Source organism: Maricaulis maris MCS10 (assembly GCF_000014745.1).
Taxonomy (GTDB): domain Bacteria; phylum Pseudomonadota; class Alphaproteobacteria; order Caulobacterales; family Maricaulaceae; genus Maricaulis; species Maricaulis maris_A.
Map to the genome: position 1 here is coordinate 1,377,817 of NC_008347.1, position 20,751 is coordinate 1,398,567.

Consider the following 20,751-nt stretch of genomic DNA (forward strand, 5'->3'; position numbering starts at 1 on the left):
CGCTGACAATGTTCGGACTGATCGCAAAACTGTTTGTGTGGTGGAAAGACGCCACGCCGGGAACCTTCCTGACGCTGCGCATGCGCGGTGCCAAGCAGGTCGGCTCGGATGAGTACGGCAATCGCTATTTCGAGGAATCCGGCGTCACCGGTCCCGATGGCCAGGGCCAGAAACGCCGCTGGGTCATCTACAAGGGCTATGCCGATGCCTCGCGCGTGCCGTCCGATTGGCATGGCTGGCTGCATCACACCTTTGACGAATTGCCCACCGACACGCCGCTCGCCCGCCAGGCTTGGGAAAAGGATCACCATCCCAACCTGACCGGAACGGTGCATGCCTATCGTCCGACCGGATCCCTGGCTGTGGGCGATCGTCGCCAGTCCACCACGGGCGACTATCAGGCTTGGTCCCCGGACGAGGCATAATTCGCCTTTACCGCGTCACAATCCCGCGACAGGGTATGCATCATGAAAACCTGTGTTCTCGCTTCGATTGTCTCGCTTGTCCTTGCCGCGCCGTCATGGGCGCAAGACAATACCCAGCCAACCTCTGACAGCGCGACCGATGCCGCGGACCTTCTGCGGCGCGATGATCCCGACAACACTGTCCAGCGGGGTCCGCTATCGTCCGAGCCCGGCACGGTGGTCGTGCTGCGTGGCCTCGACAAGGTCACCGCGCGGACCCGGGATTTCGAAGTCGAGATCGGTGACACGGTGCAGTTCGGGGCGCTGTCGATTACCGCACAATATTGCCGGAAACGGCCGCCTGAAGAGACCCCGGAAACCTATGCCTTCCTGCAGATCAATGATCGCCGCACCGATGGCTTTGGTGTCGATGTCGAGGGCGAGCAGGTGTTTTCCGGTTGGATGTTTGCATCGCGCCCGGCCCAGAACCCGCTCGAGCACCCGGTCTATGACGTCTGGGTGATTGATTGCAGGGCCTGAGCACCGGTAATTTCGTCCGGCAAGGCGCTGAAATCGGCTTCAAAAATCAAGGCTTCAGCCAGACGCTCGCGATAGTCGCTGCGCGAAATCGTGCGGGCGCCAAAACTCTCCAGATGTTCCGTCGTAAACTGGGTGTCGAGCAGGCTGTAGCCACCAGCCCTGAGGCGGGCAATCAGGTGGACCAGGGCGACCTTGGACGCGTCCCGGCGCAAGGAAAACATGCTCTCGCCGAAAAAGGCCGCGCCAAGTGAGACCCCGTAGAGGCCGCCAACCAGGTCCGCTCCCGACCAGCATTCCACTGAGTGGGCGTAACCGGCGTCATGGAGCTGGGAATAGAGACGTATGATCGACTCGTTGATCCACGTCTCCTCGCGACCGGGTGCCGACTGGGCACACCCCGCAACAACGGCCTCGAAGTCCTGGTTGATGGTCACCTGGTACACATCCTGGCGGACGGTCTTTCGCAGGCTGCGCGAGGCGTGAAACTGGTCCAGCGGGATGATGCCCCGCTCGTCCGGATCAAGGAGATAGATGCGCGGATCGTCGCGGCCTTCCGCCATCGGGAAGACGCCACGCGCATAGCAGTTGAGCAATTCCTCGGCACCAAAGCCGCGCATGATCTCTCCCGGACCTGTCGGCAGCGGAGATCAGTTCTCCCGGCTTGCCAACCAGTCTTCCAGCCAGCGGATGTGGTAATTGCCACTCACGAAATCCGCTTCCTCGAGCAAGTCGAGGAAGATCGGGATCGTGGTTTCCACTCCGCCGACAACCATTTCTTCCAGCGACCGGCGCAGACGCAATAGCGCTTCCTCGCGGGTGCGACCGTGCACGATCAGCTTGCCGATCAGGCTGTCATAATAAGGTGGGATGGAATAGCCGGCGTAAAGGGCGGAATCGAGGCGAACGCCCAGACCGCCCGGGGCGTGGAAATCGGTGACAAGGCCGGGCGACGGCGCGAAGGTGCGCGCGTTCTCGGCATTGATCCGGCATTCGATGGCCCAGCCTTCAAAGGTCACATCGCTCTGCTTGATGTCGAGCTTCTGGCCGTCGGCGACGCGGATCTGCTCGCGCACCAGGTCGATGCCGGTGATCATCTCGGTGACCGGATGCTCCACCTGCAGGCGGGTATTCATCTCGATGAAGTAGAACTCGCCGTTTTCCCACAGGAATTCGATCGTGCCGACGCCGCGATAGCCGATCGCCTCGATGGCCCTGCGGACGACATCACCGATCTTCTTGCGATCATCATCGTTGAGGGCCGGTGAGGGGGCTTCCTCGAGGATCTTCTGGTGGCGGCGCTGCAGCGAGCAGTCGCGCTCGCCCAGATGGACCACATTGCCATGCGTGTCGGCGAGGATCTGGATCTCGATATGGCGCGGGCGGCCAAGGTATTTTTCAATATAGACCGTGCCGTCGCCAAAGGCTGCGAGGGCCTCGGTCGAGGCCGTGTCCATGGCTTCTTTCAGGTTGGCGGCTGTCTCGGCCACCTTCATGCCGCGGCCACCGCCGCCGGATGCCGCCTTGATCAGGACCGGATAGCCGATCTTCTCTGCGATCGGCACGGCGTCTTCATAGGTGTCGACGCCGCCTTCCGAGCCGGGGACGACCGGGATTCCGGCATCCATGACGGCCTGTTTGGCAGTGATCTTGTCACCCATCATGCGGATATGCGCCGCCGTCGGGCCGATGAAGGCGAGGCCGTGCGCTTCGACGATTTCGGCGAAGCGGGCATTCTCCGACAGGAAGCCATAGCCCGGGTGGATCGCCTGGGCGCCGGTGACTTCGGCCGCGGTGATGATGGCCGGTATGTTGAGATAGGACTTGTTGGCCGGCGGCGGTCCGATGCACACGCTCTCGTCGGCGAGGCGGACATGCATGGCGTTGGCATCGGCCTCTGAGTGCACGGCCACAGTCCGGATGCCCATCTCGCGGCAGGCGCGATGGACGCGAAGGGCAATTTCGCCGCGATTGGCGATCAGGATCTTGTCGAACATGTCGTCGCTCGCCTTGCTGGTCGCGTCAGGACAGGACGAAGAGGGGTTCGCCGAATTCCACCGGCTGCCCGTCCTCGACGAGAATGGCGCTGACCGTGCCGGATTTTTCGGCCGTGATCGGGTTGAACGTTTTCATGGCCTCGACCAGCAGGATGGTATCGCCCTTCTTCACCTGGTCGCCGACGGTCACGAAATTGCCGGCATCCGGATTGGGACGCAGATAGGCCGTGCCCACCATCGGAGATTTGACCGCATTCGGGTCATCGGCGGAGGCCGCCGGAGCCGCTGCGGCAACGGGAGCTGCTGCGGGTGCGGCGATGGCAGCCGGTGCGGCGGCTGGCGCGGCCACGCTGTGGACGACCGGCGCTGCGGTAATCTGACGGGCGATCTTGAGGCGCAGATCGCCCCGCTCGACTTCGATTTCCGACAGGTCGGTTTCCCGGAGGATGTCGGCGAGCTCGCGGACGAGTTTCGCGCTGATCGGGGAGCGGGGGCGGGAATCAGAACTCATGATGTAAGGCCTTTGGTTCCGTCAGTTGCCAAGAGAGGTGATGGCAGCGTTGATGCCCAGAAGATAGCTTTGCAGACCCAAACCGGTGATCGATCCGCGTGCCGCCAGGGCGATGTAGGAGTGGTGCCGAAATGCTTCGCGTGCTGCCGTCTGACTCAAATGTACTTCGATGACCGGAGGTTCTATCGCGCGAACTGCGTCGTGCAAAGCGACGGATGTATGCGTAAATGCAGCCGGGTTGAAAACAACTGCACACGCATTGACGTTTGCGTCATGCAGCCAGTCAATCAGTTCGCCTTCATGATTGGACTGGCGAAAGAGGATCTCATACCCCAAGTCACGGGCATGCCTGGCACAGGCCTGTTCGATCTCTTTCAGGCTCAACGTGCCATAGACATCCGGCTCGCGGGTGCCGAGCAGGTTGAGGTTGGGACCGTTGAGTATGTGAATCGGTTGGGTCATGGCCTTGCTTTTCAGCGGTTACGGGATTTACCACGGGTCTAACGAGGGACTCAGAGAAAGGCCAGCGAAGACCATGCTGCAGCTGACAGTCAATGGTGAAGGCCGCAAGGTCGCGCCCGATACCAGTGTGAGTGGCCTCGTCACGATCCTCGGCCTTGATGGCCGCAAGATCGCCGTCGAGCGCAATCTGGCCATCGTGCCGCGCTCGCAATATGAGCAGACCGCGCTCGCCGATGGCGACCGGATCGAGATAGTCGCATTTGTCGGAGGTGGATGAGATGGAAGACGCAGTCACGATGGACACAGCCTTCGAGGACAAGCCGCTGGTTGTGGCCGGTCGCACCTTCACCTCGCGCCTGATCATTGGCACCGGCAAGTACAAGACCTATGCCCAGAATGCCCAGGCGCTGGAGGCCTCCGGCGCCGAAATGATCACCGTCGCCATCCGCCGGGTGAACCTGTCCAATCCGGACGAGCCGCGCCTGGTCGATTTCATCTCGCCGGACGATTACACCTTCCTGCCCAACACCGCCGGCTGTTTCACCGGCGAAGATGCCGTGCGCACGCTGCGCCTGGCCCGCGAGGCCGGCGGCTGGAACCTGGTCAAGCTGGAAGTCCTGTCTGACCCCAAACACCTCTATCCCGACATGGCCGAGACGCTGCGCGCCGCCGAGCTTTTGATCAAGGACGGGTTCGACGTCATGGTCTATTGCTCGGACGACCCGGTCTACGCCAGGAAACTGGAAGAAATCGGCTGCTGCGCGATCATGCCGCTGGGCGCGCCGATCGGCTCCGGCCTCGGCATCCAGAACCCGGTCAATATCCGCCTCATCATCGAACAGACCAAGGTGCCGGTCATTGTCGATGCCGGTGTCGGTACGGCGTCAGATGCCACCGTGGCGATGGAGCTGGGCTGTGACGGTGTGTTGATGAACACCGCCATCGCCGAAGCGAAAGACCCGATCCGCATGGCGCGGGCGATGCGCCATGCGGTCATTGCCGGTCGTGAAAGCTATCTCGCCGGACGCATGCCGAAGAAGCGCTATGCCGATCCGTCGAGCCCGCTCTCCGGGCTGATCTAGCCGCGCAGGGCTGCGGACAGCGCCTCGTTCAGGGCCATCTCGTTGGCGCCGGGCACGACCACACCGTCGACAATGAAGAAGGGCGTACCGGTCACATTCAGGGCCCGGCCCAGCGAGCGGACCTGGTTGATATGGGCGAGGATTTCCGGATCCTCCATGTCGGTCCGCATCTGCGCGACATCGACACCGGAGACGGCCGCGAGTTGGTCGATACGAGTGCCCGGCAGTGGTCCTGACGAGCGGATGAGTGCCATGTGGAAGGCGGCATAGACCTCGTCACCCTGGCGCAGGGCGGCGATCGCTGCGCGCGAGGCCTCCACCGATTCATCGCCCAGGATCGGGTATTCCTTGAACAGGATCTGGACCCGGTCGCCATATTCCTCGCGCACGCTTTCGACCCAGGAGGCGGCGACCCGGCAATAGGAGCACTTGTAGTCCATGAATTCGACGATCACGACTTCGGCGTCATCCGGGCCGAGGCGAGGGTCGCGCGGATCATTGTAGATGGCCGCCTCATTGGCGGAGAGAGCGTCGTAGACCGACTGCATCTCGCGGGCCCGGGCCCGGCGCTGCAGCTCGATCAGCGCTTCCTCGATGATTTCAGGGTTTTCCAGGATGTAGGAGCGGATCAGTTCGCGAACCTCGTCACGCTCCGGCTCGCTCAGCTGGGCGGAGGCGGCGGGTTGCTGGCAGCCCATCAAAAACACTATGGCGGCGAAGGCCCCGGCAAATCGCAACATCATTGAAAACCCCTTGCATCAGTATCTCGCGATATCTAGCGGACCTGGTCGCGCGCGGCGAGCGCATCGTGTGTAAAATCATTGTGTGGTGCGATACGCAGTTGCGGTGTCCGGCGCAGCCACCATTCGCCCCTTGCGGGTCACATCATGGCCGGAAGAACAGCGTCACTCGCTGTTGATATCCTCGATCACGAGGATGCGCGCTTCGCCCACGGGATGGGCGACATGTTCCTCGCCATCGCCGATGGTCAAGGCGTCGCCGGCTTCGAGCTGCATGGATTTTTCTTCACCGTCCTCGCGATATTTCATCTCGACCCGGCCATCGAGCACCACGAAGACCTCGTCGCCGGTATTGCGGTGCCAGCGATAGGGGCGATCGGTCCAGTGCAGGCTGACGCCGGTGGAGCCGAACAGGGCAAGGCGCTCGGCACCCCAGGCCCGGTCCGCAGTAAAGTCGCGGGCGCGGAGGCGTTTCATCAGGCGACTTCGAACACGCCATCGACCTCGACGGCCGCACCCAGCGGCAAGACCGGGCAGGAGACCGCAGATCGGGCGTGGCGACCGGCATCGCCGAAGACCTCGACCATCAGGTCGGAACAGCCATTGATGACTTGCGGTATCTCGGTGAAGCCCGGTACCGCCGCAACAAAGCCGCCAAGCTTCACAACGCACTTCACCCGCGACAGGTCGCCGCCGCAGGCCGCTTTGAGCTGGGCGATGAGGTTGATGGCACACAGGCGAGCTGCGGCCTGGCCGGCGGCAACGTCCATATCCTTGCCAAGCGTTCCTTTCACCAGCCCGTCCGGGCCGATCGAGACCTGGCCGGAAATGAAGACCTGGCTGCCGCTTTGCACGAAGGGCACATAATTGGCGACCGGCGCGACCGGTTCCGGCAGGGTGATTCCAAGCTCGGCGAGGCGGGTGTCGATGGCGGACATGTCAGGCTCCAGTCAGTGACGTTTCGACGGGAGATTAGCGGCGTATCGGCCCCATGCAATCTGCACGCTTGACTTGACGCGCGCGTCATCCGGCATGGTGGAAGGATGATGACCCTGATCCATGAAGACGAGATCCGATTCGATGCCCGCGACGGCTATTCGTTGTCCGGTCGGATCATCGCACCGGACAATCCGCGTGCCGCGGTCCTGATCTCGTCCGGGACCGGCTTTCCCAAGGGGCTGTATCGTCGCTTCGCTGTTGCCGCCGCCGAACGCGGCTATGCCTGCCTGATCTATGATTATCGCGGCATCGCAGGCTCGGCTCCCAAGCAGATGCGGGGCTTCAAGGCGGATATCGTCGACTGGGGCCGGCTTGATTATTCCGCCGCGCTGGATCGCGCCGCAGCCCTGGTGCCGGACGGACCGCTCCTTGCGGTTGGCCACTCGGTGGGCGGGCATCTGGTCGGATTTGCCGACAATGCAGACCGGATCAGAGCCCACGCCTTCATCACGGTCGGGACGGGTTTTTGGGGCGCCCATGAGCTGTCCTATCGCCCCTCGGCGCTGATGTTCTGGCTCTTGTACGGCCCGGCATGCCTCGCTCTGACCGGGCATATCCCGGCCGGCGGCATTTGGGGCGGGACGGCCCTGCCGCGCGATGTTTTCCTGCAATGGCGGCAATGGGCGGCGAAGCCGGACTATTTCGGCGCTTTTCTCGATCAACTGACCCCGCATGATTTTGACGCGGTGACAGCACCGATCCGCTCTTGGACGTTTTCCGATGACCGCCTCTGCGCCCGACGCTCGGCTGAAGACCTGCTGCAACTCTATCCGAATGCGCCGTCCGAGCATTTGCGGCTCGACCCGTCCGACATCGGGGCCGACCGCGTTGACCATCATGGTGCCTTCAAGAAGGAGTCCGCGGCATTCTGGCCAATGGTTTTCAACTGGTTTGACCAGGTTTCGGCTTCGAGCCCGGTTTCGGTTTCGAACTGAGGCCCCGCCCTTTTACCACCGCATCGCTGCCGAACTTGTCACGCGCCCTGTCCATCGCCCGTTCGGCGGTGGCGCGGCGGATGGCTTGCGGGTCGAGCAAATCACCCGCATCGCCGACAGCGTCACGCAGTCCGGAAAATCCGATCCCGATCAAGCGGAAGCGTGTCCCGTCCAGTTCCGGCTCGAGCAATTGCTGGCCGACCCGGAACAGGGTGTCGGCCAGCTGGCTGGGCTCGTTCAGGGTGCGGCGGCGGGTTCGCGACCGGAAGTCCGACGTCTTCAACTTCAAGGTCACAACCTGCCCGGAAATCGCCTTGGCCTTCATCTGGTCAGCGACTTTCACGCACAGGCGCCAGAGGTGTTTTTCCAGAACCTCCCGATCACACAGATCGGCGTTGAAGGTGGTCTCCGAGGACACGCTCTTGCGCTCGCGATCGGTCGAAACAGAGCGTCGGTCCTCGCCGCGTGACAGGCGGGAGAGATGGTAGCCCATATCGCCGTAGCGATCGGCCATGCGCTTGTCGCCCTGGCGGCGGATATCGGACAGGGTGCGGATCCCGTCACGCTCGAGCTTGGCGGCGAAGGCCGGGCCGACGCCATAGATCGAGCGCACGGACCTGGGGGCGAGGAAGTCGAGCGCTTCAGCCTCACCGATCACCGCAAACCCGTTGGGCTTGTCCAGGTCTGAGGCGGTCTTGGCGAGGAATTTGTTGAAGGACAGCCCGACCGAGACGGTGATGCCGACTTCCAGCTCGATCCGGCGTTGCAGCCGCAGCAGGGAGAGGGCGGGAGAGGCGCCGTGCAGTCGGGCGGTGCCGGTGAGGTCGAGGAAGGCTTCGTCGATCGACAGGGGTTCCACCAGCGGCGTGATGTCCTTCATCATGTCGCGGATGCGGTAACCCTCGCGGGTGTATTTGCCGTGCTCCGGGCGGATCACCACCGCATCCGGACAGACCTGCAACGCCTTGAACATCGGCATGGCCGAGTGGACGCCATACAGCCGGGCGACATAGCAACAGGTCGACACCACGCCGCGTTTCTGGCCGCCAATGATGACAGGCTTGTCCTCGAGCGCCGGGTTGTCGCGCTTTTCGACGGCCGCGAAAAAGGCATCGCAATCGACATGGGCGATGGACAGCGTGTCCAGCTCGGCATGGCGCAGCAGTTTGTGACTGCCGCAGGCCGGGCAGGCGTCGGCCGGGCCTGGCAGCGGCGCGAGACAGGCGCGGCAATAACCGGATTGGCCGGCCTCGCTCACAGTGCCGCCCCATCGTCATCCCACAGCCAGGCCGCGCCGCGTACACCGGAGGCATCGCCGTGATGATGGCGGACGACCCGGGTGCGACATATGTCCGAGAACAGCCAGGCAGGCAGGGTGCGGTTGATCCGTTCGATCAGTCCATCTGCATTGGACACGCCGCCGCCCAAGACAATGACGTCGGGGTCGAGAATGTTGATGACCACCGCGAGGCCCCGAGCCATCCGCTCGCCGTGACGCTCCACACTCTCAATGGCCGCGGCATCACCATCCCGCGCGGCGAGGAAAACCTCGTTGGCGGTGAGGGCGCCGCCGTGCGCGCGGGCGTGGCAGGCCGCCAGGCCCGGTCCGGACAGCCAGGTCTCCAGACAGCCCGTCTTGCCGCACCAGCAGCCGGGTGGATCCAGCTCGTCCTTATGCGGCCAGGGCAGGGGAATGTGTCCCCATTCGCCGGCGATTGCCTGGGTGCCATTGATGAGCTGACCGCCGGCAACGATGCCGCCTCCGACTCCGGTGCCGACAATGACACCGAAAACGACCCCGGCGCCACGGCCCGCGCCGTCCCGCGCTTCCGACAGGGCAAAGCAATTGGCGTCATTCGCTGTTCGGACAGGGCGGTCGAGCCGGGCCGACAGGTCTTCGCGAAAGGGGCGCCCATTGAGCCAGACCGAATTGGCATTGCGCATCAGGCCGGTTTCGGGACTGATGGAGCCGGGATGTGCCAGGCCGACCCGCGCGGCTCCGTATTTGGCCTCCATGGCCATGACCAGGCGCTCGATCTCGGATATCGTGCCCGTATAGTTGCGCGGGGTCGCGACACGCTGTCGACACAGTTCCTCGCCGCCGGGTGCGAACAGGCGCGCTTCGATCTTGGTCCCGCCGAGGTCGATGCCGATCCGATTCATCCTGTCGTCCCTTGTCTTGCGGGCTATATTGGATTGGCCCCCTTTTGTTCTTATCTTGTACCGGGCGACCCGAAAAGTGGCCTGTGACTCATGGTTGGTTAAGGAAAGTCGGGTTTAGTGCAGGTGGGGTTCAACAAGCACGATAAAATACGTGCAAACAACGGGAAGCGCGTCACCGACATGCTGCAGGTCATGCCCAAAAAGGTCCTGATTGTCGAAGATAACGAGCTGAACATGAAGCTGTTCAACGATCTGCTGGAGGCTCATGGCTATGAGACCCTGCAGACCAAGGACGGCTTCAAGGCGCTCGAAATGGCGCGTGAACACACGCCCGATCTGATTCTCATGGACATCCAGCTTCCGGAAGTGTCCGGCCTTGAAGTCACCAAGTGGCTCAAGGACGATGACAGCTTGGCCGCGATTCCGGTTGTGGCAGTCACCGCGTTTGCAATGAAGGGGGATGAGGAGCGCATTCGTGAAGGCGGATGCGAGGCCTATCTGTCCAAGCCGATCACGGTTGCCACCTTCATTCAGACGGTTCGTCAATTTCTTGACTAGGGGTGGTCGTCGATGAGTGCAAGAATTCTCGTCGTGGACGATCAGGCCGCCAATGTCCGGCTGCTTGAAGCCCGTCTCCAGGCTGAATATTTTGAGGTTTGCACAGCGACCAACGGCGCCGACGCGATCGCCGTGGCCAAGGCTGAACAACCTGACCTGATCCTGCTCGATGTCATGATGCCGGTGATGGACGGGTATGACACCTGTTCGCGGATCAAGGATGACCCCGCAACCCGCCACATCCCGGTTGTGATGGTGACCGCGCTGGACCAGCGCGAAGACCGCATCCGAGGCCTTGAAGCCGGCGCCGATGATTTTCTGACCAAGCCGATCGATGATGTCAGCATGTTTGCCCGCATCCGCAGCCTGTTGCGGCTCAAGGAGGTGCTGGATGAGCTGCGCTACCGCGAGTCCAGTTCGGCGTTGGCGGGTATTTCCGGTGATGTGCAGGACGATATCGACGCACCGGCCCGCGTGGTCGTCGTCAGCGCCGACCCGCGTGCGACCTGCCGCTTTGCTGCGGCGCTTCCGTCGAAGGCCGAGATCCTGGAAACCCACGATCCTGCCGAGGCGATCATCGCTGCCCGCAATGACGCCGACCTGTTGATCGTCGACCTGACCTCACCGGGCTATGACGGGCTGCGCCTGTGCGCGCGGATCCGGTCAGATGCCGCGACGCGGCAGCTGCCGATCCTGGCTGTGGTTCGTCCGGCGGATGTCCAGCAGGCTGTGCGCGCGCTCGATCTGGGCGTGAATGACATTATCCAGCGGCCGGTTGATGCCGGCGAGCTGGCAGCGCGCTCTCGTACCCAGCTGCGCCGCAAGCGCTATGCCGACCAGTTGCGGTCGCATCTCGATGAAGGCATGGAGATGGCGGTCACTGACGCGCTGACCGGCCTGCACAATCGTCGTTACATCTCGTCGCGCCTGCGGCAGGCGATGGACAGCGCCAGCAATGGTGGCGCGCCGGTTTCCCTGCTTCTCGCCGATATCGACCATTTCAAGCACATCAACGACACTTACGGCCATGATGCCGGTGACCGTGTCCTGCGCGATTTTTCATCCCGCTTGCAGACCGGCCTGCGGGCGCTCGATCTGGCGGCCCGCTATGGTGGCGAAGAATTTGTCGTTGTCATGCCCGGGGCGGGGCTGGCCGAGGCGCGCATAGCGGCCGAGCGGCTGCGGAGCAGTATCGACGGTTCTGGCTTTGATCTGTCGGACGGCACAAGCGTGCCGGTGACGGTCAGTATCGGCATCGCCCAGGCCCATCGCGGCGAGGCGCTGGATGCCCTGCTGCGGCGTGCTGACGAGGCGCTCTATGCAGCCAAGACTGCCGGCCGGAATCAAGTTCAGGCCGCGGACAACGCCGCGGCCTGACAAAACTTGATGGTCGAGCGGGGAAAACCGTTCGAACGGAAATTCCGTCCTACTTGATTTTCGCTTCCTTGAAATCGACGTGCTTGCGGGCGACCGGGTCGTACTTCTTGAGCACGAGCTTCTCGGTCATGGTGCGCGCATTTTTCTTCGTCACGTAGAAATAACCCGTACCAGCCGTGGAGTTCAGGCGGATCTTGATGGTTGTCGGCTTCGCCATGGCTCTAAATGTCCTGGTGCATAGTGTGTGCGCGCGATCGACCCCGTGCCGATGCGAGAGCGCGCGAACATACGCACGGCAGCGCCGCTGTCAACTGTTCCCGGCTGTTCGCGATGCACGCCGCCACACCAGCGCAGCATAGACTGCTGCGATGCCGGCCATGACGATCATCAGCCCCTGTGGTCCGACCATATCCATGGCGGTGCCCGATGCGGGCGGCCCGAAGAGCGAGCCGGCACCATAGGCGAAGATGAAAGCCGCATTGGCCGCCGCGATCCCGCCACCGGAGAAGCGCTCTCCGAGCAGGGCCAGGCCGACCGTGTAGAGCCCGGAAGCGACGCCGGCCTGGATGAAGAAAAGCAGCATCATGCCCGGCAGATAGTCACCGACAGCCCAGATGGCGAGCGGGGTGATGGCGGCCGTCGTCGCGATCCATTTCAGCGCTTCGCGGCGATCGGTGCGGTCGGCGATCCAGCCCAACGGGATCTGGAAGGCGAGGGCGCCCGCCGCGGCGGCCATCGCCACCAGGGAAATGCCATGCTCATCGAGGTCGAGGCGGTCGCCATAGACCGGTGCCAGGGAGAAAAGGACAGTCTCCAGTGCCCCGAAGGCGAGCGCCGCCCCGATGGCCGCCGGCGCCGCTTTCGCGGCGCCCAGAATGGCGCGTGGTGCGGCTTCATCCTTGTCCGGGGCCTGGGCGGCGGGGCCTTGCAGCAAAATGATGGGCAGCGCACCGATCATGAAGATCAAGCCGCCGGCAAAAAAGCCGGCATTGCTGACCGCACCCAGCTGTCCGAAGAGAAAAGCACCGATCCCGAAGCCGCCGGACAGCACGGTCCCGTAAATGCCAAGGATGGTCGCCCGACGCAGCGGCGTGGCGATCTGGTTGATCCAGGTCTCCGAGATCACGAAGATCACCGTCATGAAGCAACCCATGACAAAGCGAAGGACGAACCAGGCCGGGACATTGTCAAAGACGGGAAAGAGGGCGTGCAGCGTGCCGGCCAGAACGAGGCTGATCACGATCAGAACGCGTCCCGGCATCAGGGACAGCAAGCGTGGCACGATCGGGGCCATGACAAGCGTCGAGGCTGCCGCCGCCGCCCCGTTGAGACCGACAATCATACCCGATGAGGTCATGCCCTCCAGGCGCAGCGAGATCAGCGGCATGGAAAGCCCGAACACGATGCCACACACGGCTGCACAACAGATCGCCGCGATCAGCGAGCGGTTATTGGCAAAACGGGGATCGGTGAGCGGGTTGGTCATGGCTCAGCTATAGCGCTGGCCGGTCCGGACGTCTTGTTCAGGCGGCAGGTGGGATGTCCTGATCCGAGTCGTTCCCGCCAATCTCATGGGCCTTGCGCAATTTGCGAAATGTCCACCAGTGCAGGGCGCTCCCGACGATCACACCACCAACGCCATGCTGGATAGCATGGCGGGGGAGATTGTCGGTGGAGAAACTGCCCTGGAACAGATCGAATACGTAGTAAGTGAGGGCCATCATTGCCGCCCATATGCTGCCGACAATCCAGCCATAATACTTGTGCGGAGTTCGGCGGCGGGTCGGAAACCGGATCATCTCACAAGGCCTCGACAACCATCTTGCCACGCACGGCCCGCATGCAGCGCGGAGGCTCGGGAGCCGGCGGCTGGACGCGCTTGAGTTCATCCAGCACGAAATGGGTCACGAAGGGCAGGTCCAGCTGGCGGGCATCGGCCAGTGTTACCCATTGGACATCCTCCAGCTCGTCACTCGGCTCGGGCGCCCGGTCGTCGAGCAGGGCCGAGGCGTCGGCAGTGAAGAACCAGGTATCGAAGCGGCGCGTGCGACCGGGCGGGGTGATGGCACGGGTGATGAGTTTGAGAGAGCCGAGATCGGGCGCGGCGCCGGCGTCACGGAAGGGCAGCCAATTGACGTGGCGGCTACGAATAGGCGCTTCGCGGGCGATCAGAAGGCCGGTTTCCTCGGCCGTTTCCCGGACCGCCGCTGCGGCCGCGGCGCGGGCCCGCGTGGCCGCCATGGTCCGTGACATCACATCCAGCACCCGCGCATCCAGGTCCCGGGCCAGCGGGGCCGAGCTGTCGGCCCGGTCGACCCGGCCGCCGGGAAAGACGTATTTATTGGGCATGAAGACATGCTTGGCCGAGCGCCGCCCCATCAGCACGTCAATCCGGTCGCCCTCGCGCCGGGTGAGGATCAGGGACGCCGCCAGGCGCGGGCGCATCGGCTTGATATCCTTGCGGTGATGCTCGTCACTCACCGGCGTCGCCCCTTCTTCCACGGCTTGCCGGAGCGGCGACCATTGGGTGGTCCGCCGGATTTGGGACGCCGGCGACCGCTCGGACGCTCGCCTTTTTCAGCCTCGGTCAGCATGTCGAGCAGAAGGCCGCCGGTGACCGGCTGGGCCTCATCAATGCGCACCATGACCGGCATGCCCAGCCGGTAGCGCGATCCGGTCTGCAGGCCGACCAGGGCGTGGAGTTTCTCGTCGTGCTCGAAACGCTCCTCGCCCAGCCGGGAGATCGGTACCAGCCCGTCAGCGCCGGTCTCGTCCAGCTTCACGAAGCAGCCAAACCGGGTCACCCCGGTGATCCGGCCGGCGAACTCGGCGCCGATCTTGTCGGCCAGATAGGCGGCAATGAAACGGTCGACCGCATCACGCTCGGCGGCCATGGCCCGTCGTTCCGCATGGGTAATTTCTTCCGCGATCACGGTCAGGCGGCTGCGTTCCTCATCGCTCTGGCCGTCATCGCCGAGTCCCAGCGCCCGGATCAGGGCCCGGTGCACGGTCAGGTCGGCATAGCGTCGGATCGGCGAGGTGAAATGGGCATAGCGCTGCAGGTTCAGGCCGAAATGCCCCTCGTTCTCGGTGTCATAGACCGCCTGTGACTGGCTGCGCAGGACCACCACATTGATGGTTTCATAGTGCTCGGAGCTCTTGGCCTGCTTGAGCAACTGATTGAAACGCCCGGTCTCGACCTTGTTGCCTTTCGCCCATTTCATGCCGACGGTCGGCAGGAAGTCGGACAGCGCGTCGATCTTCTCGCGTGAGGGCGGCTCGTGGACGCGATAGATCAGCGGCGTGCGTTTCTGCTCCAGCGTTTCCGCGGCGCAGACATTGGCCTGGATCATGAACTCCTCGACCAGCTTGTGGGCGTCGAAGCGCTGGCGGGTTTCCACCCCGATCACCTGACCATCCTCGCCGACACGGACCCGGCGCTCCGGTGCGTCGATCTCCAGCGGTTCGCGGCGACCACGCGCTTCCCGGGCGGCGAAATAGGCGCCCCACAAGGGTTTGAGCACGTCGTCGAGCAGCGCATTCGCCGGACCGCCATCGCGGCCGTCAATGGCGTCCTGGGCTTGTGTGTAGGAGAGCTTGGCGGCCGAGCGCATCCAGCCACGCATGAAAGTGTGCGAGCGCTTGTTGCCGGACTTGTCGAACACCATCCGGACCGCCAGGCAGGGCCGGTCCTCCTTCTCGCGCAATGAGCAAAGATCGTTGGACAGGCGTTCGGGCAGCATCGGCACGACGCGGTCCGGCAGATAGACCGAATTGCCACGCTTGAAAGCGCCGCGATCGAGCGCGCTGCCGGGTGTCACATAGGCCGCCACATCGGCAATGGCGACGATGACCTGCCAGCCGCCGGGGTTCTTGGGATCATCGTCAGGCGCGGCCCAGACGGCGTCGTCATGGTCCTTGGCGTCGTCAGGGTCGATGGTGATCAGGGGCAGGGCGCGCAGGTCTTCGCGCTTGCCCTGCCGTGCCGTCGGGGCCTCGTCGGCCTCACGCTGCTCGGTCTCGGAAAATCCCTGGGGAACCCCATGCGAATAAAGCGCGATCAGGCTGCCGGCGCCTGGCGCGCTGGCATCGCCGACGACCTCGACAATCCGGGCGGTCTTCAGGCCATGCCGGCGTTCCTTGGCGATCTCGCACAGGACCAGATCGCCATCGTGAGCCTTTTCAGCCTCGCCCTTCGCCGGCACCAGCTCATGGCGCGAGCGCCGGTCGACCGGCAGCAGACGGAAGGGTCCCGATTGCGGCTTGCGCAGCATGCACAACAGCTTGTGCGCGCTCTGGCCGAGCTTCTTGATCAGCCGCGCCTGGTAGCTGCCATCTTCCTGCAGGGCGAGACGGACCAGCGCCTTGTCGCCAATGCCGATGGCGGGCGTGCCCTTGCCGCCGGCGCCTTCGCCGGGGGCCAGGCGGATCATGGGCGCGTGGCGGTCCGGGCGGACTGGTTCGGCCAGCAGCTCGCCGTCATTGTCACGACCGATCAGCTGTACGACGCAAACCGCTGGCAGGGCGCCGGGAAGCGAGTAGGTCTTGCTGTTGGAGCGGGTCAGGGTGCCATCTTCGGTCAGGGCGGCGAGAGCGTCATTGAGCGCCCGCTTGGCATCGCTGCCTTTCAGGGACATCGCCCGTGCCAGTTCACGCTTTCCAAACTCGCCACCACCCTCGCGGACGGCATCAATGACCGCCTCGCGGGTCAGGCCGGCATCAAACTCAGTCTTGCCGGCCATCGGGTCTATTCCGCCTTGTCTTTGGCGGCGGCCGTTTTCTTGGCAGCGGGCTTCTTGGCGGTCGCCTTCTTCGCCGGCGCCTTCTTCTTGGCAGGGGCCTTTTTCTTGGCCGGGGCTTTCTTCTTGCCGCCCTTGGCAGCCTTCGCCTCGACCCATTCCATGGCCTGTTCCAGGGTCACGCTTTCCGGATCGGTATCCTTGGGCAGGGTGGCGTTGATCTTCTCGTACTTCACATAGGGACCATAACGTCCCGACATGATCCGGACCGGCTTGCCGTCGTGCTCGCCCAGTTCCTTGAGAGCAGAGGCCGTCGCACCCCGGCGTCCGCCATTGGCCCGTTTGTCGGCGATCACCGAGACCGCGCGGTTGAGGCCGATCTCGAAGACTTCCTCGACCGAGGGGATGTTGGCGTAGGTCTTGTCGTGGTGAACATAGGGACCGTAGCGGCCGATATTGGCCGTGATCGGCTGGCCGTCATCGGGATGCTCGCCAACCGTCCGCGGCAGGTCGATCAGCTTGATCGCCTGTTCCTCGGTCAGGGTCGCCGCGTCCCAGCCCTTGGGGATGGAAGAGCGTTTCGGCTTATCTTCCCCATCCAGCTGCATCTGGAGATACCAGCCAAAGCGGCCATTCTTCAGTTCGACATCCTTGCCGGTTTCCGGATGCTGGACGATCACGCGATCGCCCTGGGCATCATCCTCACCGGGAGGGCTCATCTGGCGCGTGAAGGAGCAGTCCGGATGGTTCGAGCAGCCCAGGAAAGCGCCGAACTTGCCCAGACGCAGGCTCAGCGTGCCTTCCTTGCACGAAGGACAAAGGCGGGGATCGGTACCGTCCTCCTTTTCCGGGAAGATATGCGGCGCCAGGGCCTCGTTGAGGGCATCGAGCACATTGGTGATGCGCAGCTCGCCGATCTCGTCGATGGCGGCTCGGAAATCGGTCCAGAAGTCGCGCAGCAACTGCTTCCAGTCGAGCTCTCCGGCCGAGACCTTGTCGAGCTGCGTTTCGAGCGAGGCCGTGAAATCATACTCGACATAGCGGGCGAAGAAGTTTTCCAGGAAGGCGATAACCACCCGGCCCTTGTCGAACGGATGGAAGCGGTTCTTTTCCATCTGCACATATTCGCGGTCGCGCAGCACCTGAAGGGTCGAGGCGTAGGTCGAGGGGCGACCAATGCCCAGCTCTTCCATGCGCTTGACCAGCGAGGCTTCGGTGAAGCGAGGCGGTGGCTGGGTGAAGTGCTGGTCGGCATGGGTCTTGGCGACCGTGGCCGCTGCGCCCTGGGTCAGCTTGGGCAGGCGGTTCTCGCCCTCATCCTCTTCATCATCACGGCCTTCCTGATAGAGCGCCAGGAAGCCATCGAAGAGCTGGACCGTGCCCACAGCACGCAGGGCCGTTTGGCCGTCCGGGCTGGCGATATCCACCGTGGTCCGCTCGAAGCGGGCGCTTTCCATCTGGCTGGCAACAGCCCGGCGCCAGATCAGCTGGTAGAGTCGCGCCATGTCGGCATCCAGCGACAGCTTTTCAGGCAGGCGCGAGAAGCTGGTCGGGCGGATTGCTTCGTGCGCTTCCTGGGCGTTCTTGGCCTTGGAGGCGTAGTGGCGTGGCGCTGATGGCACGTAGAGTGAGCCGTGCTCCTTGCCGATCACATCGCGGGCCTGGCTGACCGCTTCGGGCACCATGGTGACGCCATCGGTCCGCATATATGTGATCAGGCCGGTGGTCTCACCGCCCAGCGTGACACCCTCATAGAGTTTCTGCGCGGTTTGCATGGTGCGCGTGGCCGAAAAGCCCAGCTTCCGCGCGGCTTCCTGCTGCAGCGTCGATGTGGTGAAGGGCGGCGGCGGATTGCGCTTGGCCGGCTTGGCCTCGACCCCGGTGATAGACAGGTTGGCACTGTTGACCGCCTCGACCGCCGCATTGGCGCTGGCGCGGTCCTTGATCGACAGTTTCTGCAGCTTCTTGCCGCCCAGGGTGACCAGCTTGGCCCGGAAGGAATCCGAGTTGGCCGTCAGGTCGGCATCCACGGTCCAGTATTCCTCGGAGCGGAACTTCTCGATTTCCAGCTCGCGATCGCAGATCAGGCGCAAGGCAACGGACTGGACCCGTCCGGCCGAGCGAGATCCCGGCAATTTGCGCCACAGCACCGGCGACAGGGTGAATCCGACCAGATAGTCGAGCGCACGGCGGGCCAGATAGGCGTTGACCAGCTCCATGTCGACGGCCCGCGGATGGGCCATGGCTTCCAGGATGGCCGGTTTGGTGATGGCGTTGAAGGCCACGCGCTGGACCGTCACGTCTTTCAGGACGCGGCGCTTTTGCAGCGCTTCCAGCAAGTGCCAGGAAATGGCTTCACCTTCGCGATCCGGGTCAGTCGCGAGGATCAGTCGGTCCGACTCGCGCACCGCGTCGGCAATCGCCTTCACGCGCTTGGCGGAGGCGGTATCGATTTCCCAGGCCATCTCGAAGTCTTCGTCCGGTTTGACGGACCCATCCTTGGCGGGCAGGTCACGGACATGGCCGAAACTCGCCAGAACCGTGTAGTCCGCACCGAGATACTTGTTGATGGTTTTGGCTTTGGCCGGGGATTCTACGACGACAACATTCATCGGTACTTGGTTCCAGACATGTGGCAGGGACCGCCCAGCGGCGGCCAAGGCGCGCGAAAGTGTTCGAGCCGAAAGGTTGTGTCAACCGACCGGAGTATTCCAGTCCGACGCGCACATGTCAGGGCATTTCGGGCAAGGGAGCCTGTATCAGCGACCGGGAGCGACCGCGAAGCAGGGGTGATCACGGGCTGACAGATCGCGGCAGGCGAGGCGGGCGCTGTCTTCAGTCAGGTCCTCAAATCGGGCCCGCCAAAGCCGGTCACCGCTGATGGTGACGGCCCGGGCGGCGGGCTGGGCCGAGCCGAGGGCGCCGGAATAAATCGCCACTTCCGCCAAACGGTCGTGAGCAGCATCGGCCGTGTTGTAGGCCCCTACCTGGATCGCCCAGGCACCATGGATCAGGCTGGGCTCTGCCGTTGTCGATGCCGTTGTCGACGCTGTTGTCGCGGAGCGACTCGCGTTGGTGCGGGCTGGTGGCAGGGTATCGACCCGCATCTCATCCTCGTCGGCCAGCACGATCTGCAGGGCTGGAGGCTGATTGGCGGATCCCATCTCGATCGGCTCGCTGAGATGAAGTGCGGCGACATCGCGGGCGATCAGGTCCTGCTGCCGCACCGGGTTGATGCGCGGCGAGGAGAGGGCGGCGAACAGGCGGGTGTCCTGACGTTGCTCCAGGGTCGCGAAGGCAGCCTCGATCAATTCCTCGGCATGGGCATCCCGTGCCGCGGCGCTCGGCCCGCCCATGATGACGGTGATCAGCCGGTGGTCATCGCGCTCGGCCGAGACAACCACATTAAAGCCTGAGGCGCGGATATATCCTGTCTTCAGGCCATCGACACCGCGGACGCGTCCAACCAGCGAATTGTGATTGCGATAGGTGCGTCCATTGTAGCGGAAGGTCTCTTCGTTGAAGTAGTCGAAATATTGCGGAAAGTCGCGATGCAAGGCGATTGCCAGACGAGCCATGTCGCGGGCCGTCGTCGTCTGGCGGCTGTTGGGAAGGCCGGACGCATTGCGGAAAGTGGTGTTGGTCAGCCCGATCTCAGCGGCACGCGCGGTCATCAGTTCGCCGAAGCGGCTTTCGCCGCCACCGAGCCGTTCACCGACCGCGACGGCCACATCATTTGCGCTTTTGACCACCAGGGCGCGAATGGCGTTTTCGGCCGAGATCGTCGAGCCCGGTGCCAGCCCGAGGCGCGAGGGGCTGGCATTGGCTGCGTTCGCCGAGATCCGGATCGGGTCATTCAGGCCGATCTCACCCGCCTCGAGCGCATCGAAGAGCATGTAGAGCGTCATCATCTTGGTCAGCGAGGCCGGGAATCGTTCGGCTTCGGACCGGCGTGAGTGGAGGACCACGCCTGTGTTCTCCTCGACAACGAATGCCGCATAGCGTGAATTGTTCGCATGGGCAGGCGTCGACAGACCCAAAAGGGCAAGGCTGCAGGACAGGATGAGGAGGCGGGCTGACTTGATCATTGGCGCAGCCTGCCCATCGCACATTGCCAGCCGGTTAAGGCTTGGACGAGGTCATCAGATATATTTTGTGCGGTGCACAATATTTGGCTTGACGGCGAGGGGGTGAGTTCGTATTTATATTGCGATTGCGAAGAGCATTCGCAGCAAGCATAGCAACCA

At 63.5% G+C, this 20,751-nt stretch carries 23 protein-coding genes; 7 read left to right on the forward strand and 16 right to left on the reverse strand.

The features are described from left to right. The first annotated feature begins 8 nt into the window (after nt 1-8). Together MMAR10_RS06560 and MMAR10_RS16125 are read left to right on the forward strand one after the other, a co-directional pair. Complete coding sequence (locus MMAR10_RS06560) at nt 9-425, forward strand: NADH:ubiquinone oxidoreductase subunit NDUFA12 (protein WP_011643201.1); 417 nt, start codon at nt 9-11, stop codon at nt 423-425. A 42-nt stretch (nt 426-467) separates the two neighbouring features. Beyond that, nucleotides 468-944 (forward strand): DUF2155 domain-containing protein, encoded by a 477-nt coding sequence (locus MMAR10_RS16125; RefSeq protein WP_011643202.1) that lies wholly within the window; start codon nt 468-470, stop codon nt 942-944. Here MMAR10_RS16125 and aat read toward each other — a convergent pair. From aat to aroQ, 4 genes are read right to left on the reverse strand one after another with little or no spacing between them, the layout of a single operon-like run. Beyond that, nucleotides 911-1,561 (reverse strand): leucyl/phenylalanyl-tRNA--protein transferase, encoded by a 651-nt coding sequence (gene aat, locus MMAR10_RS06570; RefSeq protein WP_011643203.1) that lies wholly within the window; start codon nt 1,559-1,561, stop codon nt 911-913. The genes MMAR10_RS16125 and aat overlap by 34 nt on opposite strands. Nucleotides 1,562-1,591: 30 nt before the next feature. Continuing rightward, entirely contained in the window at nt 1,592-2,938 is a 1,347-nt protein-coding gene (accC, locus tag MMAR10_RS06575; RefSeq protein ID WP_011643204.1) for an acetyl-CoA carboxylase biotin carboxylase subunit, read from the reverse strand. A 25-nt stretch (nt 2,939-2,963) separates the two neighbouring features. Continuing rightward, a complete protein-coding gene (gene accB / locus MMAR10_RS06580) occupies nt 2,964-3,449 on the reverse strand; it encodes an acetyl-CoA carboxylase biotin carboxyl carrier protein (protein WP_011643205.1) in 486 nt (161 codons plus the stop codon). 21 nt (nt 3,450-3,470) lie between these two features. Further along, complete coding sequence (gene aroQ, locus MMAR10_RS06585; RefSeq protein WP_011643206.1) at nt 3,471-3,911, reverse strand: type II 3-dehydroquinate dehydratase; 441 nt, start codon at nt 3,909-3,911, stop codon at nt 3,471-3,473. A 76-nt stretch (nt 3,912-3,987) separates the two neighbouring features. Between aroQ and thiS the strand changes: the two genes are divergently transcribed. Together thiS and MMAR10_RS06595 are read left to right on the forward strand one after the other, a co-directional pair. After that, the gene (gene thiS, locus MMAR10_RS06590) at nt 3,988-4,188 is read left to right on the forward strand and encodes a sulfur carrier protein ThiS (protein ID WP_041637380.1); all 201 of its coding nucleotides are present in this window, start codon (nt 3,988-3,990) and stop codon (nt 4,186-4,188) included. 1 nt (nt 4,189) lies between these two features. Then, nucleotides 4,190-4,993 carry a thiazole synthase gene (locus tag MMAR10_RS06595; protein ID WP_011643208.1) on the forward strand — a complete coding sequence of 268 codons (804 nt, stop codon included), beginning with the start codon at nt 4,190-4,192 and terminating at the stop codon, nt 4,991-4,993. Here the strand turns inward: MMAR10_RS06595 and MMAR10_RS06600 are convergent. The 3 genes from MMAR10_RS06600 to MMAR10_RS06610 form a co-directional block, all read right to left on the reverse strand. Continuing rightward, nucleotides 4,990-5,736 (reverse strand): DsbA family protein, encoded by a 747-nt coding sequence (locus MMAR10_RS06600; RefSeq protein ID WP_011643209.1) that lies wholly within the window; start codon nt 5,734-5,736, stop codon nt 4,990-4,992. The two genes, MMAR10_RS06595 and MMAR10_RS06600, sit on opposite strands and share 4 nt — an antisense overlap. 162 nt (nt 5,737-5,898) lie before the next feature. After that, on the reverse strand, nt 5,899-6,210 hold the full coding sequence (locus MMAR10_RS06605; protein ID WP_011643210.1) for a cupin domain-containing protein: 312 nt from the start codon (nt 6,208-6,210) through the stop codon (nt 5,899-5,901). Continuing rightward, nucleotides 6,210-6,671 (reverse strand): RidA family protein, encoded by a 462-nt coding sequence (locus tag MMAR10_RS06610; protein ID WP_011643211.1) that lies wholly within the window; start codon nt 6,669-6,671, stop codon nt 6,210-6,212. Before MMAR10_RS06610 ends, MMAR10_RS06605 begins: the two co-directional genes overlap by 1 nt. 105 nt (nt 6,672-6,776) lie before the next feature. Here MMAR10_RS06610 and MMAR10_RS06615 point away from each other — a divergent pair, with 105 nt between their 5' ends. Beyond that, a complete protein-coding gene (locus MMAR10_RS06615; RefSeq protein WP_011643212.1) occupies nt 6,777-7,667 on the forward strand; it encodes a serine aminopeptidase domain-containing protein in 891 nt (296 codons plus the stop codon). Here MMAR10_RS06615 and MMAR10_RS06620 read toward each other — a convergent pair. After that, nucleotides 7,615-8,925: a DNA polymerase IV gene (locus tag MMAR10_RS06620; protein WP_011643213.1), complete on the reverse strand. Its 1,311-nt coding sequence runs from the start codon at nt 8,923-8,925 to the stop codon at nt 7,615-7,617. The genes MMAR10_RS06615 and MMAR10_RS06620 overlap by 53 nt on opposite strands. Then, nucleotides 8,922-9,830 (reverse strand): ROK family protein, encoded by a 909-nt coding sequence (locus tag MMAR10_RS06625; RefSeq protein ID WP_011643214.1) that lies wholly within the window; start codon nt 9,828-9,830, stop codon nt 8,922-8,924. The genes MMAR10_RS06620 and MMAR10_RS06625 overlap by 4 nt, the downstream gene beginning before the upstream one ends. A gap of 192 nt (nt 9,831-10,022) precedes the next feature. Here MMAR10_RS06625 and MMAR10_RS06630 point away from each other — a divergent pair, with 192 nt between their 5' ends. Both MMAR10_RS06630 and MMAR10_RS06635 read left to right on the forward strand, forming a co-directional pair. Continuing rightward, a complete protein-coding gene (locus MMAR10_RS06630; protein WP_041637383.1) occupies nt 10,023-10,388 on the forward strand; it encodes a response regulator in 366 nt (121 codons plus the stop codon). 12 nt (nt 10,389-10,400) lie between these two features. Continuing rightward, entirely contained in the window at nt 10,401-11,765 is a 1,365-nt protein-coding gene (locus MMAR10_RS06635; protein WP_011643216.1) for a PleD family two-component system response regulator, read from the forward strand. 49 nt (nt 11,766-11,814) lie between these two features. Here MMAR10_RS06635 and rpmG read toward each other — a convergent pair whose 3' ends face one another. The 7 genes from rpmG to MMAR10_RS06670 all read right to left on the reverse strand — a co-directional run bounded on the left by rpmG (nt 11,815) and on the right by MMAR10_RS06670 (nt 20,592). Continuing rightward, nucleotides 11,815-11,982 carry a 50S ribosomal protein L33 gene (gene rpmG, locus MMAR10_RS06640; RefSeq protein ID WP_011643217.1) on the reverse strand — a complete coding sequence of 56 codons (168 nt, stop codon included), beginning with the start codon at nt 11,980-11,982 and terminating at the stop codon, nt 11,815-11,817. 90 nt (nt 11,983-12,072) lie between these two features. Further along, nucleotides 12,073-13,251: an MFS transporter gene (locus MMAR10_RS06645; RefSeq protein ID WP_011643218.1), complete on the reverse strand. Its 1,179-nt coding sequence runs from the start codon at nt 13,249-13,251 to the stop codon at nt 12,073-12,075. Between the two features lie 37 nt (nt 13,252-13,288). After that, nucleotides 13,289-13,564, reverse strand: coding sequence for a hypothetical protein (locus MMAR10_RS06650; RefSeq protein ID WP_041636849.1), 276 nt, complete (start codon nt 13,562-13,564; stop codon nt 13,289-13,291). Between the two features lies 1 nt (nt 13,565). After that, on the reverse strand, nt 13,566-14,246 hold the full coding sequence (locus MMAR10_RS06655) for an NUDIX hydrolase (RefSeq protein WP_011643219.1): 681 nt from the start codon (nt 14,244-14,246) through the stop codon (nt 13,566-13,568). Further along, nucleotides 14,243-16,507, reverse strand: coding sequence for a ribonuclease R (gene rnr, locus MMAR10_RS06660; RefSeq protein ID WP_011643220.1), 2,265 nt, complete (start codon nt 16,505-16,507; stop codon nt 14,243-14,245). The genes MMAR10_RS06655 and rnr overlap by 4 nt, the downstream gene beginning before the upstream one ends. Before the next feature lie 5 nt (nt 16,508-16,512). After that, nucleotides 16,513-19,116 carry a type I DNA topoisomerase gene (gene topA, locus MMAR10_RS06665; protein WP_011643221.1) on the reverse strand — a complete coding sequence of 868 codons (2,604 nt, stop codon included), beginning with the start codon at nt 19,114-19,116 and terminating at the stop codon, nt 16,513-16,515. A gap of 147 nt (nt 19,117-19,263) precedes the next feature. Then, the gene (locus MMAR10_RS06670) at nt 19,264-20,592 is read right to left on the reverse strand and encodes a D-alanyl-D-alanine carboxypeptidase (protein WP_150099725.1); all 1,329 of its coding nucleotides are present in this window, start codon (nt 20,590-20,592) and stop codon (nt 19,264-19,266) included. Nucleotides 20,593-20,751: the final 159 nt, after the last annotated feature.

Coding starts and splice junctions, on each gene's coding strand:
- MMAR10_RS06560 (WP_011643201.1), top strand. CDS start 9: ATGTTCGGACTGATCGCAAAACTGTTTGTGTGGTGGAAAGACGCCACG.
- MMAR10_RS16125 (WP_011643202.1), top strand. CDS start 468: ATGAAAACCTGTGTTCTCGCTTCGATTGTCTCGCTTGTCCTTGCCGCG.
- aat (WP_011643203.1), bottom strand. CDS start 1,561: ATGCGCGGCTTTGGTGCCGAGGAATTGCTCAACTGCTATGCGCGTGGC.
- accC (WP_011643204.1), bottom strand. CDS start 2,938: ATGTTCGACAAGATCCTGATCGCCAATCGCGGCGAAATTGCCCTTCGC.
- accB (WP_011643205.1), bottom strand. CDS start 3,449: ATGAGTTCTGATTCCCGCCCCCGCTCCCCGATCAGCGCGAAACTCGTC.
- aroQ (WP_011643206.1), bottom strand. CDS start 3,911: ATGACCCAACCGATTCACATACTCAACGGTCCCAACCTCAACCTGCTC.
- MMAR10_RS06595 (WP_011643208.1), top strand. CDS start 4,190: ATGGAAGACGCAGTCACGATGGACACAGCCTTCGAGGACAAGCCGCTG.
- MMAR10_RS06600 (WP_011643209.1), bottom strand. CDS start 5,736: ATGATGTTGCGATTTGCCGGGGCCTTCGCCGCCATAGTGTTTTTGATG.
- MMAR10_RS06605 (WP_011643210.1), bottom strand. CDS start 6,210: ATGAAACGCCTCCGCGCCCGCGACTTTACTGCGGACCGGGCCTGGGGT.
- MMAR10_RS06610 (WP_011643211.1), bottom strand. CDS start 6,671: ATGTCCGCCATCGACACCCGCCTCGCCGAGCTTGGAATCACCCTGCCG.
- MMAR10_RS06615 (WP_011643212.1), top strand. CDS start 6,777: ATGATGACCCTGATCCATGAAGACGAGATCCGATTCGATGCCCGCGAC.
- MMAR10_RS06625 (WP_011643214.1), bottom strand. CDS start 9,830: ATGAATCGGATCGGCATCGACCTCGGCGGGACCAAGATCGAAGCGCGC.
- MMAR10_RS06630 (WP_041637383.1), top strand. CDS start 10,023: ATGCCCAAAAAGGTCCTGATTGTCGAAGATAACGAGCTGAACATGAAG.
- MMAR10_RS06635 (WP_011643216.1), top strand. CDS start 10,401: ATGAGTGCAAGAATTCTCGTCGTGGACGATCAGGCCGCCAATGTCCGG.
- rpmG (WP_011643217.1), bottom strand. CDS start 11,982: ATGGCGAAGCCGACAACCATCAAGATCCGCCTGAACTCCACGGCTGGT.
- MMAR10_RS06645 (WP_011643218.1), bottom strand. CDS start 13,251: ATGACCAACCCGCTCACCGATCCCCGTTTTGCCAATAACCGCTCGCTG.
- MMAR10_RS06650 (WP_041636849.1), bottom strand. CDS start 13,564: ATGATCCGGTTTCCGACCCGCCGCCGAACTCCGCACAAGTATTATGGC.
- rnr (WP_011643220.1), bottom strand. CDS start 16,507: ATGGCCGGCAAGACTGAGTTTGATGCCGGCCTGACCCGCGAGGCGGTC.
- topA (WP_011643221.1), bottom strand. CDS start 19,116: ATGAATGTTGTCGTCGTAGAATCCCCGGCCAAAGCCAAAACCATCAAC.
- MMAR10_RS06670 (WP_150099725.1), bottom strand. CDS start 20,592: ATGATCAAGTCAGCCCGCCTCCTCATCCTGTCCTGCAGCCTTGCCCTT.